General features: G+C 35.4%; 11 protein-coding genes and 3 tRNA genes. 6 read left to right on the top strand and 8 right to left on the bottom strand.

The genetic code is table 11. The features are described from left to right. Entirely contained in the window at positions 1–552 is a 552-nt protein-coding gene (locus KO02_RS05490; protein WP_038696528.1) for a hypothetical protein, read from the bottom strand. Positions 553–626: 74 nt separating this feature from the next. Beyond that, entirely contained in the window at positions 627–3,203 is a 2,577-nt protein-coding gene (locus tag KO02_RS05485; protein ID WP_038696526.1) for a phosphoenolpyruvate carboxylase, read from the bottom strand. Between the two features lie 191 nt (positions 3,204–3,394). On the opposite strand from KO02_RS05485, the gene KO02_RS05480 reads away from it, so the two are divergent. From KO02_RS05480 to KO02_RS05470, 3 genes are all read left to right on the top strand, one after another. Continuing rightward, complete coding sequence (locus KO02_RS05480) at positions 3,395–3,805, top strand: organic hydroperoxide resistance protein (protein WP_038696524.1); 411 nt, start codon at positions 3,395–3,397, stop codon at positions 3,803–3,805. 93 nt (positions 3,806–3,898) lie between these two features. After that, positions 3,899–6,094 carry an FUSC family protein gene (locus KO02_RS05475; protein WP_038696522.1) on the top strand — a complete coding sequence of 732 codons (2,196 nt, stop codon included), beginning with the start codon at positions 3,899–3,901 and terminating at the stop codon, positions 6,092–6,094. 19 nt (positions 6,095–6,113) lie between these two features. Next, positions 6,114–7,100 (top strand): YpdA family putative bacillithiol disulfide reductase, encoded by a 987-nt coding sequence (locus KO02_RS05470; RefSeq protein ID WP_038696520.1) that lies wholly within the window; start codon positions 6,114–6,116, stop codon positions 7,098–7,100. On the opposite strand, the gene KO02_RS05465 is transcribed toward KO02_RS05470, so the two are convergent. After that, entirely contained in the window at positions 7,089–7,694 is a 606-nt protein-coding gene (locus tag KO02_RS05465; protein ID WP_038696518.1) for a TetR/AcrR family transcriptional regulator, read from the bottom strand. The genes KO02_RS05470 and KO02_RS05465 overlap by 12 nt on opposite strands. 104 nt (positions 7,695–7,798) lie before the next feature. Between KO02_RS05465 and murB the strand changes: the two genes are divergently transcribed. The 3 genes from murB (at position 7,799) to KO02_RS05450 (ending at position 9,851) form a co-directional block, all read left to right on the top strand. Then, on the top strand, positions 7,799–8,815 hold the full coding sequence (murB, locus tag KO02_RS05460) for a UDP-N-acetylmuramate dehydrogenase (protein ID WP_038696516.1): 1,017 nt from the start codon (positions 7,799–7,801) through the stop codon (positions 8,813–8,815). A gap of 259 nt (positions 8,816–9,074) precedes the next feature. After that, complete coding sequence (locus KO02_RS05455; RefSeq protein WP_038696514.1) at positions 9,075–9,587, top strand: RNA polymerase sigma factor; 513 nt, start codon at positions 9,075–9,077, stop codon at positions 9,585–9,587. 18 nt (positions 9,588–9,605) lie between these two features. Next, positions 9,606–9,851, top strand: a complete 246-nt coding sequence (locus KO02_RS05450; RefSeq protein ID WP_038696512.1) for a cytochrome b5 domain-containing protein — start codon at positions 9,606–9,608, stop codon at positions 9,849–9,851. On the opposite strand, the gene KO02_RS05445 is transcribed toward KO02_RS05450, so the two are convergent. The 5 genes from KO02_RS05445 to mgtE all read right to left on the bottom strand — a co-directional run bounded on the left by KO02_RS05445 (position 9,852) and on the right by mgtE (position 13,317). Continuing rightward, positions 9,852–10,766 (bottom strand): PfkB family carbohydrate kinase, encoded by a 915-nt coding sequence (locus KO02_RS05445; RefSeq protein WP_038696510.1) that lies wholly within the window; start codon positions 10,764–10,766, stop codon positions 9,852–9,854. A 61-nt stretch (positions 10,767–10,827) separates the two neighbouring features. Next, positions 10,828–10,901: transfer RNA gene (locus KO02_RS05440), tRNA-Asn, on the bottom strand. 632 nt (positions 10,902–11,533) lie between these two features. Further along, positions 11,534–11,607: transfer RNA gene (locus KO02_RS05435), tRNA-Asn, on the bottom strand. A 120-nt stretch (positions 11,608–11,727) separates the two neighbouring features. After that, positions 11,728–11,801: transfer RNA gene (locus KO02_RS05430), tRNA-Asn, on the bottom strand. Between the two features lie 133 nt (positions 11,802–11,934). Beyond that, positions 11,935–13,317: a magnesium transporter gene (gene mgtE, locus KO02_RS05425; RefSeq protein WP_038696508.1), complete on the bottom strand. Its 1,383-nt coding sequence runs from the start codon at positions 13,315–13,317 to the stop codon at positions 11,935–11,937. Positions 13,318–13,529: the final 212 nt, after the last annotated feature.

The following is a 13,529-nucleotide window of genomic DNA, read 5'->3' as shown; positions in this document are numbered from 1 at the left end:
TTAGTGATGTGCGTGCTCGTCTACTTTACCACCTGCAAGTTTGTAAACCTCTTGTAGTTTTGTTAAACTTTCCTCTGAAAAGTGGTTAATATCCGCATTTGTATTTTTTGACTCTCTAGTCAATTTCGTATTTACTTCAGTTTGGATTTTTAAAACTGTAGCAGCATACGCCTTATCATTGAATGCAGACGTACTATCAGCAGCTAATGCAGCAGGTACTTCAAAAGCAGGAACACCTCTCATAGCATCATTCACATGCAGTGATAATGCCAAGGAGTCCAAGTGTGGAAGTATCGTACTATACGCTTCTTGAATCTTAGATGACAAAGCTTTCGTCTCAGCTGATGTCGATTTTGACTCAGCGAACTTTGCTAAATTCACTAAATAATTTCCTTCCTCACCAACATATTTAAACATAGCATATCCGTCGCCATCAGCTAAAGAAGCTCGTGAGTTTTTATATTGTTTATCCAAACCTGTTTGGTAGTTACAAGAAGCTAATAAAGAACTTCCACAAACTGCTACCGCAACAAATAACTTATTAAATTTCATATCGATTATATTAACAGCACAAAAATAATAAAATAAACGGGCTTCAAAACTCTTATTAAAAAAGAGTTGAAACTTTATGCCACATTTCTACCAGCATTGACTACTCCATAGATGGTTCTAGCAATTAATTTAGCATAGATTTCTCTTTTCTTTTCATCTAATTTGCCTTCATTAATTAATTTGATAGCATAATGTTGTATTATCAATAGAGGCAATACGATATTTTCACGCGCCAATATAGATTCACGATCTATAGGGTAATTCTCCATTAATTTTGATGTATTGCTAAGCTTCAACAAGTATGCTTTGGTAACCAAAAACTCCTCATGTAGCATTTTCCAAAATTCGCCGTACTTTTCATCAAACTGCATATAAGATGTAATGTCAAAGTTCGATTTAGTCATCGACATCATACAATTATCGATTAACGTCTGGAAAAAACCTGAAGACAGATACAATTGCTGTACATCCTTCCAAAGGTTGTTTTGCTCTGCCCATTTAAGCGCCGTACCCACTCCATAAAAACCTGGAATATTTTGTTTCAATTGACTCCAAGCAGTTACAAAACTAATGGCCCGCAAATCCTTAAGCTTCAATTCTTTATCTGAATTCCTTTTAACAGGACGACTACTGATATTGATCGAAGAAAGTACTTTCAAAGGTGATAAGGTCTCCAAATAACTTAAGAACAATGGATTTTGACGTAAATCCATAAACTTATTGTAACTCAAATCTGCTAAACGATCCACTATGCCCTTTTGATGCGGAGTCAATGTATCACCAGATTTTTGTTTCAGATCAGAAATGATACCAGCATGTAGCAATTGCTCAATATTGAACCTAGCCGTATCTAATGAGCCGTATTGACTACTGATGGTCTGTCCCTGAATGGTCAATTGTATATGATCATTTGCAATTTCCTGTCCCATGGATGCATAGAATCTTTGTGTCTTACCTCCTCCCCTTGCAGGCGGCCCTCCACGACCATCAAAGAAAACGAGATCCACACCATATTCTCTCGCAATTGCTGTCAATTCTATTTTAGCACTATAAATAGACCAATTGGCCATCAAATAACCACCATCTTTTGTACTATCAGAGTAACCAAGCATAATCGTTTGCTTATTCCCTCTCAGTTTAAGATGCTTTGCATATTCCTTATTGGTATACAATGATTTCATCACATCGGCCGCGCGAGTTAAGTCATCAACGGTTTCAAATAAGGGTACAAAATCAATCGTCAAGGTATCTTTAGTCCAGCCCGACCATAGGAACAACTGTCGTAATCCTAAAATATCACTTGCTTGTTGACAATTACTAATAATAAATCGTTGAGCGGCACGCTCAGAACCCGATTTTTGAATATTCTTTAATAAACGTATTACTTCTAGGGTATCTTTTTCCAATGCCGTAGCCTCATCATCAAAAATCAGATTCAATTCCTTAAAATTGATATTTTTTTGTTTATCTTCTTCAGACAACAATCCAAATCCTGATGCAACACCTGTCTCTTCTGGATATTTCTTAGTGATATAATCAAAGGTCTGTGTCAGAATACTACTATCTTGGCGAATATCCAACGTTGTAAAGAAACAACCGAAAGTCATCACTTTACGCAATAAATCATCTACAATCTCTACAAAAAGATTATTGTGATCTTCATGAAGTACCCTTTGTATAGCTTTTAGGTTTTCAATAATATTGTCGGTCTCATCGATAGGAGCTTCAACAGGATTGAAACTATTTTCATAAAACAGTTCCTGTAGATTGTCCATATATTTTTCAACCCCTCTAAAAGTAATACGACGCTTAACAACTCTGAAATCCCTATAATAACAACGGAACAAAATTGTTCTTAACAACGTAGCAACTTTTTTTGTACTTTCGGCACTAACATTTGGATTACCATCGCGATCCCCTCCAGGCCAAAAACCAAGCTCAATTAACTGTTTTACTTCAGCAGTCTCGATTCCTAACTCATCATCGATATAGGTCTGAATTTCTGAAGCAACCTTATAAAATACATTTTCCAGAAACCAAGCTAAGCTAATAGCTTCATCTACTGGAGTTGGTTTATTATTATTGATAAAAGGAGTTTTCCCTAATTGTTGCAATAATAAATGGATATTGTGAATATCATTCTCTTTAATTGCACTAATTAAATCATTGATGATCGATAAAACGGAGCCCGGGTAAAATTGAGTTGGATGAGCGGTCAATACTAAACGAACAGAAAAATCCTTTAATTTCGCAACGATTTTTCTTTTAAGTTCCGGATTAGCTTCAGCTGATTTAATCAAAGAACCAAGCTGCGCTGAATTATCAGTCTTACCTATTGCTTTAAAAGACGAATCTTCAATCGCATCAAACAAAACAACTTGCCTTTCTATATATTGCACAAAACGAAACAATAAATCGATCTGAGTCTCCTCATCCGAATAAATATCGTGTTGTTCAAAAAAGCTATTGATAATTTCCTCAGGTGTCTGATGCTTCTCTACACCATTTTCACAATGCTTTGCAAAAAATGGCAATAAGGTACCTGTATCCTTTACTTGCTGAAACGGTAGTGTTAAAAATAAACTTTTGAAAAGTTCAAATCGCGTCAAAACTTCGTTTTGAAAAACGGCTTCTTTTGTACTTAATTTCATATTATAGAAAAAACAATTGTAGTTATTGGAGAATGTTTAAATATTTTCAAACATTCAAATATATAAAATTTATATCTTAATAAAGGTATAAATGAAAAATAGCTAACAATAACATCTTAACATTACAATATTATTAAGAACAAATTCAATTCTCATTTGTTATGATAGTTACATCAATCATAATATACGTAATGGGACAATTATATACAGCAGCAGTGACTGCAACAGGAGGACGCAACGGGGAAGTAAAATCTTCCGATGGGATTATTGACTTGATTGTTAAAAAACCTACTGAAATGGGAGGTGAGGGTAAAGCAACCAATCCGGAACAGTTATTTGCTGCCGCGTGGAGCTCCTGCTTTTTAGGAGCCGTGGCTGCTGTGAGCGAGAAAAATCATGTCGATATGACCGATGCAACAGTTACCGTCCGAGTGACATTCAACGAAGAAAATAATGCTTTCTTTCTTTCAGCAGAAATTGACTTACATGTTCCTACATTAAGTATTGCAGAAGCTCAAAAATTAGCAGAAAAAGCACATCTCGTATGTCCTTATTCCAAGGCAACAAAAGGAAATGTACAAACAAAAGTTAGCGGTATCTAACACCGACGTACCGTTTTTTAAAAGCTACGCTTTTTATCGAAATAGCGTAGCTTTTCCTTATTCGATCTTGTATATTTGTTTGTATTCAACATTATGAAGCAAACACAAGAAATAAAAAGTTTTTTTTATAGCCAATATTTCGCCGATGGTATCAGGATTACTATCGGCTGCATTGTGCCCGTGATTATATTCGCTGCCATGGGGCAATTCATGAATGGAACATTCGTATCCTTTGGTGCATTATTACTGGGATTATCCGATACCCCCGGGGCTCCTTCCCATCGTCGTATCGGAATGTATTTTACTAGTATCTTCACCATAATCACATTTATACTTACGGTATCTATCAATACAAATGTCTACCTGGTGACGATATTGATAGCCATATTATGTTTCATTTTTGCAATGTTTGCTGTGTTGAATGCGAGAGCTTCTAACGTTGGTTTGATGTGTACGCTAATGATGCTCATCCATGTAGATACTCCATTTACACTATATGCTGCACTCACCTATTTGTTTTACTATAGCATTGGCTGCCTTTGGTACATGATCGTGAGCTTATCCATTACACAAGTAAGGCCATACCGGTTAACACAACAGGAGTTGTCCGAATCAATACGTCATGTAGCAGATTACCTCCGTTTAAAAGCCAATTTTTACGATATTAATGTTGATAATGATAAAAACTATCTTAAGCTTATTGAGAAACAAGTAGAGGTCAATAATCATCAAGAAAATGTTAGAAATTTACTGTTTCAAAGTAAAAGATCCATTAAAGATACGACCAAGACAGGTCGTTATCTCACATTCGTATTCAATGATATCATTGATCTTTTTGAACAAAGTATGGCTACACATTATGACTACAATACAGTCAGTGAAAAATTTGGACATACAGGTATCTTAAATGAATTTAAGCACATTATTTTAAAATTAACAAATGAATTGGATCATATTGCATACCAATTAAATGCCAATAGGACACCCACTCCCATGTATAATTTTGACCAAGAAATCAATCTGTTACATCGAAAAATTGATAGTATTGAAAAAGAATTTCACTATAATACCATAGCATTAAGAAAAATTTTGATCAACGTTCGGGATATCATTCGACATATCAACGATATCTACAGTTACTCTCATTTGAAATCTACAGAAGTCAGCAAATTGGAAATAGATGACGCAAAAAAATTCATCGAACCCTCTATCATCGATTTTAAAAAGATTAGAGAAAACTTAACACTAGATTCAACTTATTTCAGGCATGCCTTACGGATGGCTATAGTAATGTCTGCTACATACTTCCTTGCTAAATCGTTCCACATTAGTGAAAATATATTCTGGATATTATTAACCATCATGGTGATTTTAAAACCCGGCTTCGGGCTGACAAAATCTAGGAATATACAGCGCTTAATGGGAACCATTATCGGCGGCCTTATTGGTGCTTTCATACTGTATATGGTGCATGATGAAACGATTCGTTTCATTTTATTGATACTTTTCTTCTTAAGTGCATACAGTCTTTTTCGAGTAAATTATATCGTTGCCGTTATTTTCATGACCCCCTATGTCCTCATCATGCTAAGCTTTGTGAGTACAAATACAATGGAGGTAACGAAAGAACGTATTTTAGACACATTCATCGGAGGAATGATTGCTTTTCTTTCAAGCTACGTTATTTTCCCAAATTGGGAATCGACTCAAATTAAAGAATCGATGCAAAAGCTATTGATTGCCAGCTACCATTATATCGCACTGACATTGAAAGAGATTGCAGGAAATGACCCGACCATCACAGAGTACAAATTAGTACGAAAAAAACTGTACGTAGAAACGGCCAATATGGGTTCAACTTTCCAGCGCATGCTAACAGAACCCAAGAATAAGCAAAAGTATACTAAAGATGTAAATAGGTTTGTTATTTTTAATCATGTGCTTGCCTCTTTTGCTGTTACGCTTCACAATCAAGTTACTTCTTCGAAAGCCAACCATACGATTACAAAAAACCACGTTAAGTTAATTCGAAAGATTTTGAGTGCGCTAGAAACTGCAATTAGAGCACTGAACAGCTCTAACGAAGAAAATAAATTCATCCCAGTAGATTTTCAAATACCAGAAAATCAAGTAGCCGCAGATGATTTTGAGGACGAAAACAGTAATTTACTAACCGAACAACTACAATTTATCACTAAAATTGTTTCGGATATAGCTAAATTGGTCCAGCAATTAAAGGAGAAGGCAGATGCAGAGCTTGAACCGACATTAAACAATAACGACAACTAATTTTAAATGAATAGCGAATATGCAAGATAATCATTACGATATCATTATTGTAGGTGGAGGCCCAATTGGACTTGCCTGTGCTTTAGAAGCTTCTCTGAATAACCTTTCCTATGTAATCTTAGAAAAGGGATGCCTTGTCAATTCGTTGTATCATTACCCGCAAAACATGACTTTTTTTTCCTCATCGGATCGATTAGAGATTGGCGACATTCCATTTGTAACCACACTTCCGAAGCCCAAGAGATCCGAAGCCCTAGAATATTATCGTCGCATTCAACAGAAATTCAAGTTAAACATTAAATTGTTCGAACAAGTGACCGTTATCGACAAGCATAATGATATTTTTAATACAAAAACCACTAAAAATATTTACACCTCTAAATACGTCATTATAGCAACCGGATTTTACGATATCCCAATGCTACTCAATATACCAGGTGAAAATCTTGATAAAGTAAAACACTATTATCAAGATCCGCACTATTATGCAAACCAAAAAGTTATTGTAGTAGGTGCCAGTAACTCGTCAATAGATGCAGCGCTTGAAACATTTAGAAAAGGTGCAGATGTTACACTGGTTATTCGGGGTAAAGAAATAAGTCCAAGAGTAAAATACTGGGTCAAACCTGATATTGAAAACAGAATTTTAGCTGGTGAGATTCGTGTATTTTATAACAGCAGTTTAAGTGAGATAAGCGAGTCCCATGCCCATATTCAGACTCAAGATGGTGAAGTTATTTTAGAAAACGATTTTGTTTTGGCACTAACAGGCTATAAACCTAACTTTAAGTTCCTTAAATCAGCAGGAATTAACATCGCAAACGAGTCGCCTTGTCAACCTGAACATGACCCTGATACTATGGAGACCAATGTAGATGGGCTTTACCTAGCTGGTGTTGTCTGCGGCGGATTAAATACGCACTTGTGGTTTATTGAGAATTCGCGCATTCACGCACAACAAATTCTAACTGATATTAAGCAGAAAGAAGAAAATCTACTTTCTTAAACCTTTTAAGAATATCTTCATCATCTTTTTTTGTAGACTTAAAATCACATCAAATTCATCTTTAGTTGGGAAAAGCATATTTTTTATATCCTTCAATATACCCATCCTCATCCCTAATAGAGAATAGAGAAGAATCCGAGCTGTACCTTCAATATCAGCCACTTCTATTTCATCTTTCTCTACACCTAAAGTTAGAATTTCTCCAATAAGATCAACTTCTCTAACAAAAGATTCTTTGAATACACGTTCCAACTCTTCAGGAAGCTCCTTAACCATATTGATCGTATATTCAAATAAGTTGTAATATTGATTGATGATTTCAACTCGTTTGTCAATGGTATACATCAGCATTTCTTCAAAGTCGTTACAAGTATCGATTTTCAATTTAATATCCTGAACCATCTTATCTATTACATACTCAAATACAGCTGAATATAGACTGTTTTTATCTGGAAAATAATAGTAAAGAAGTGCTTTTGAAAAATTCAAATCTGTTGCAATCTCAGACATAGTCGTTTTTGCCATACCAAAATGAGCAAAACGACGTGTAGCCGCCTCCAATATCTTAATCCTTTTTAAATCTGCATTTGCCATCAATTCAAAAATTAATTACCCTTAATAACTGCTTTGTACTATCTTTACTAACTAATATATAAAGATAATTTATTTTTTTGATTTTTTGATAAAACTAGTCAACAATGCATATAAATATACAATCAGCTATTTCATTAAAAAAATATAATACATTTGGTATTGAGGAAATTGCTACAAATTTCATTGAAATAACCGACCCCATACAACTACTAAGTGCATTTGAAGAAGGTATATTCGAGAAGGATTTTCTAACATTGGGAGGAGGAAGTAATATTTTATTTACCAAGCCATACCAAGGTTATATCATAAAAATAAATATTAGAGGAATACAAGCGACAACACTTAAGCAAGATATTTTTATTACTGCTTCAGCAGGAGAAATATGGAACGATCTGGTATGGTACTGTATAAACAATAATTATAATGGCCTAGAAAACATGGCACTCATCCCTGGTACAGTCGGCGCCTCCCCTGTTCAAAACATTGGAGCCTATGGAACCGAACTCATGAATATCTTCTACAGTTGCGTAGCTTTTGATACGTTAGAAGGGGTATTTCGAATTTTCCACAATGAGGATTGCAAATTTTCTTACAGAGATAGTATCTTTAAATCCGAGCAAAAAGGACGATACATTATCACTGAAGTAACCTATAAGCTAGATACTTTACCATCCATAAATACTACGTATGGGGCAATAAGTAAGGAATTAGAAAATAGAAATATCACCAATCCTACAATTCGAGATATCGCTGAAGTTGTCTCTGCTATCCGTGTAGAAAAATTACCTGACCCAAGCACAGTTGGAAATGCAGGAAGTTTTTTCAAAAACCCCATCATATCCTTAGAACAATATAACAGATTAAAAGAATTATTCCCGAATATAATTAGTTTTACCATGCCTAACAATCAAATTAAGCTCGCTGCTGGGTGGCTTATTGAACAGTGTGAATGGAAGGGTAAGGTTGTAGGACAAGCTGGTGTCTGGAAGAATCAAGCTCTTGTACTAATAAATATACATTCTGCTACAGGAAATGAAATTTTTGAACTATCGTCTAAAATAATAAACGATGTTTATCAAAAATTCAATGTAAAATTAGAACGCGAAGTAAACATTTTTTGATTAATAATAAAATAAATATTAGTGAGAAAGAATAAAAAAAACGCGAATTAAAGGCATTTGAATAGGCGATTTCATAAAAAAAACATTTCCACAGACGAAATCCACTGTTAAATATCTATTAATTTTATATCAATTGTCAATAATTAGCATACTATTTGTAAATACTCAACTGAACCGTATTAGAATCGCTGGGGAATTATTATTTCTCACTCAGTGTTTTGTAAACCATTCATTTAAATATGAATATAAATTCAGTGATATGACTAAGTATGAATTCAACTCATTAGTATTAGAGCAATCAGACTCTCTAAAACACTACGCAAGAAAGTTTACGAACGATAGCGAGGACGCTAACGATTTGGTGCAGGACACACTGCTAAAGGCTGTTACTTACTTTAACAATTTCAGAGAAGGGACAAATCTCAAAGGATGGTTATATACCATTATGAAGAACACGTTTATAAACAATTATAGACGAATTGTTAAAACAAACTCCTTCATAACCAAAGAAGAAGAGATTTCAAATGCAAATCTAATCTTATCTGCATCTAAAAATCAAGGAGAAAATAAATTTGTTATGGAAGATATCCACATGGCTCTTTCAAAACTTTCTGAAGATTATTATATCCCATTTAGCATGTACTTCGAAGGATATAAGTATCATGAAATATCAGAGCATTTATCCATACCAATTGGCACTGTTAAAACGCGAATACATATTGCTCGAAAAGTAATGAAAAAATCATTATCGACCTATAAGCTTATCGATTAAGATTTTTTAACTTCGGCCATGGATAATTATGAAAATCTTACGGTGTACTCGAAGTCTAAATTAGCATTAAGAAATGGCCAAGATAGACCTGAGATATGGGTTGCATTTAGAGGATTAATATATGATGTCACCGATAGTCGACTGTGGAGAGCAGGCAAACATTACGAACATTGGGCAGGTCAAGACCTAACTGAGGAGCTTGCAGAAGCTCCTCATTCAGATCAAGTATTTATAAAATTTCCTATTATCGGAAAGATTGGATAATTAAAATTCAAACTTAGCCAACGCGACAAATGCTTTCAATCTAGCTTCAATCTCTTCCTGAGTCAACGTTTGTAATCGCTCAGTACCGAATTTCTCAACACAGAAAGATGCTAATGCCGACCCATAAATAGTAGCATTCTTCATATTTGTAAAGTTGATTGTTTTTACTTTTGCTAAATAGCCAATAAAGCCACCTGCAAATGCATCACCAGCACCAGTTGGATCAAATACCTCAGCCAATGGTAATGCAGGCGCTGAGAAAATCTGTCCTTCACCAAATAATAATGCACCGTGCTCACCTTTTTTGATGATTAGATATTTTGGTCCCATTTGTAAAATAACTTCTGCAGCTTTCACTAACGAATATTCACCTGACAATTGACGAGCTTCACCATCATTGATCGTTAATACATCAACATGGTTCAATACTGCTTTCAAATCATCCATTGCAATATCCATCCAGAAATTCATGGTATCCAAAACAACCAATTTAGGTTTGTTTTTTAGGCGATTTAAAGTCGTCATTTGAACTTGAGGAGTAGCGTTACCCAACAATAAGAATTCACAATCTTGATAAGATTCAGGAATAATTGGGTCAAAATCTGCCAATACATTTAATTCTGTCGTGATGGTATCACGGCTATTCATATCATTATGATACTTACCAGCCCAGAAAAATGATTTTCCGCCTTCAATGATTTGAATCCCCTCAACAACTATACCTTTACTAGTAATGATATTTAAGTTATCATCTCCGAAATCTTCACCAATTACGCCTACTAATTTGACGTTATCATATAAGAAAGATGCTGAAAGGGCTGCAAAAGTACCAGCTCCGCCAACAATTTTATCTGTTTTACCAAAAGGTGTTTCGATAGCGTCGAATGCTACCGTGCCCATTACTACTAAACTCATAGGTATATAAATAAATAACTTAAACAAAAAAAACCGGCTTAAAAGCCGGTTTCACCTAACGCTCCTGAAGCTGGGCTCGAACCAGCGACCCTCTGATTAACAGTCAGATGCTCTAACCAACTGAGCTATTCAGGAATCTTCTCAAGAAGGACAACTAAATATCCCTCCCTTTTGACGCTACAAAAATAGCTAAATTCAACGTATTTGCAAACTTTTTTAAATATTTTTTATTTTTTATCGCTAGAAATATAAGCCTCATCCAGAAGACCGCATGATATCGATTGATAACAAAGCAATTACATACATCCACGCTAATTTCTTTCGGATACGAAACCACAACATGAATACAAATACTGCAATGAATACCAGAATATTTATCTTCTCTAAGCTATCGAACCTCTTTAAAACATGTAAGAATCATCAAAAGGCAGTATATTACAAGTAATCCTACAGCATTAAGAAAAGCTTTACCACCCCTCACGCTTCAACTACAACTTGCCATTTCAAAATCTAGTCCAATATTACCCCAGTAACCCACCAATATAATCACATCTGATATTTATCTACTCAGAGAACAATAGTAGACTTTTTCTTTTTATTAGAAGCTGTATGTTATTAAGGCATGGGAATCACACTTGAGCAATGGGATAGACTTCAACCTATAGCAAAGTAGCAATTTTCCTCCTTTAGCATTCAGGCTCGCCAGCACATTTTAAAAAACATAACAAAAGCAAAAAGCCTCTCCAAAATGGAAAGGCTTTGTTTTGCTCCTGAAGCTGGGCTCGAACCAGCGACCCTCTGATTAACAGTCAGATGCTCTAACCAACTGAGCTATTCAGGAATCATTCAAGAGTATATTACTATAACTCTTTGGTCATTTAAGAATTAAAATTCTTATCTCTTAATACGTTCAATCTAGACTTTCGATTGAATGACGATTTTACTATTCAAAATCGTTTTGCTCCTGAAGCTGGGCTCGAACCAGCGACCCTCTGATTAACAGTCAGATGCTCTAACCAACTGAGCTATTCAGGAATCCTTTTACTTTTCCGAAGCGTCAAATCCGTTTCGGTGATGCAATTATCGGAAGATTATTGCACTCTTACAAATCTTTTAAAAACATTTTTCGCAACTCCCTCGCTTCCAACTAGAATAAATTTCATGGCATTTAGATCAAAACACCCTTTAAGAGTAAAACAGCAAATGTAAAGTAAATTAACAGGCCGGTTACATCTACCAAAGTTGATACAAATGGAGCGGAAGAGCTAGCGGGATCAGCTCCGAGTCTCCTCAATATAAAAGGAAGCATCGATCCCATCAACGACCCCCATAGGACAACGCCTACTAATGACAAGCTCACCACAAGTCCTACCAAAACCCAATGTTCACCGTAAACATGTGAAAAAGCTTGCCAGGTCATGATTCGGATAAATCCGAGGACACCAAGAATCAATCCGAGTAAGAATCCAGAAACAAGTTCTCGTTTCATGACTCGCCACCAATCCCCTATCGTTACCTCACCTAGAGCCATTGCTTGAATAATCAATGTAGACGCCTGCGAGCCACTATTACCCCCGCTCGATATAATGAGTGGCATTAAAGCAAATAACATGATAGCACTCGCCAATTGGTGCTCAAAATGCTCAATAACGGTCGCCGTGAGTAGTTGTCCGAAAAATAATACCACCAACCAGCCAGAACGCTTTTTGACCAAGTTAACTATTGAAACATCCAGATAAGGTTCGTCCAAGGCTTCAGTTCCCCCAAATCGTTGCATATCCTCGGTATACTCCTCATTTGCCACCCATAGTATATCATCAATCGTAACAATTCCCAACATAATCCCCTGTTCATCGATTACTGGCAAGGCCACTCGATTGTTCATCCGGAAAATATTAATGGCTTCTTCTTGGGGATCATTGGCATTTAAAGAAATGAGACGATTATCAATAAGCTCACCAACAACAACATTTGGATCGGCCATGAGTACATCTTTAATCCGGATATCATCAATCAATTTACCTGCTGCATCAATAACATACAAAACATCAATCGTCTCCGAATTCTTCCCATACCTACGGATATGCTCTAAAATGCGAATAATATTCCAATGTGGTTTCACCGTGATATAATCGGGTGTCATCAAACGACCAACACTATCTTCAGGATAACCTAATAAAGAAAGGGCTTCTTTACGATCTTGTGGAGGCAGTAGAATAATCAATTGCTTCACTACATCCCCATCCTTCAACTCACTAAAAAAGGAAGTTCTATCATCGGGGGGCATTTCATTGATTAATTCACTGATTTTAGTACCGGAAAGCTTTTTAAAAATACGTTCTTGTGTCGGGAAATCCAAGATACGAAACACATTAACCGCACGGTTCAAATTTAGGGTCTCTATGAATATATGGCCATATTCAGGAAGCTCATCAATTAGCGCCTCTACATCTGAAATATTTAGCTCATTTAAATATGCTTGTAATCCATCATTATCCTTCGACTCAATGAACTGTTCGATTTGTTCTACCTGCATTTCCAATTCTTCCATAATTCCCTTCCTTTACTAATATGCTACATCGGTGTATTTAAAATTTTATGCAAAAATCGTCTTTTTTAGAATAATATAAGAATTTATTTGATTTAGTATTTAAAAATACTAAATCTCAAAAAGGAAACAACTGATAAAATCACTTTTTAATACCATTATCTTATCTTTAGGCAAGATAGGATAATAAAACAACTCACTGTAAAACAGCTATA

Origin of the sequence: Sphingobacterium sp. ML3W, from assembly GCF_000747525.1 — a bacterium.
Classification (GTDB): Bacteria; Bacteroidota; Bacteroidia; order Sphingobacteriales; family Sphingobacteriaceae; genus Sphingobacterium.
This window is presented reverse-complemented; position numbering and strand designations above follow the sequence as displayed.

Coding starts and splice junctions, on each gene's coding strand:
- KO02_RS05475 (WP_038696522.1), top strand. CDS start 3,899: ATGAAGCAAACACAAGAAATAAAAAGTTTTTTTTATAGCCAATATTTC.
- KO02_RS05490 (WP_038696528.1), bottom strand. CDS start 552: ATGAAATTTAATAAGTTATTTGTTGCGGTAGCAGTTTGTGGAAGTTCT.
- KO02_RS05480 (WP_038696524.1), top strand. CDS start 3,395: ATGGGACAATTATATACAGCAGCAGTGACTGCAACAGGAGGACGCAAC.
- KO02_RS05485 (WP_038696526.1), bottom strand. CDS start 3,203: ATGAAATTAAGTACAAAAGAAGCCGTTTTTCAAAACGAAGTTTTGACG.
- murB (WP_038696516.1), top strand. CDS start 7,799: ATGCATATAAATATACAATCAGCTATTTCATTAAAAAAATATAATACA.
- KO02_RS05450 (WP_038696512.1), top strand. CDS start 9,606: ATGGATAATTATGAAAATCTTACGGTGTACTCGAAGTCTAAATTAGCA.
- mgtE (WP_038696508.1), bottom strand. CDS start 13,317: ATGGAAGAATTGGAAATGCAGGTAGAACAAATCGAACAGTTCATTGAG.
- KO02_RS05470 (WP_038696520.1), top strand. CDS start 6,114: ATGCAAGATAATCATTACGATATCATTATTGTAGGTGGAGGCCCAATT.
- KO02_RS05445 (WP_038696510.1), bottom strand. CDS start 10,766: ATGAGTTTAGTAGTAATGGGCACGGTAGCATTCGACGCTATCGAAACA.
- KO02_RS05455 (WP_038696514.1), top strand. CDS start 9,075: ATGACTAAGTATGAATTCAACTCATTAGTATTAGAGCAATCAGACTCT.
- KO02_RS05465 (WP_038696518.1), bottom strand. CDS start 7,694: ATGGCAAATGCAGATTTAAAAAGGATTAAGATATTGGAGGCGGCTACA.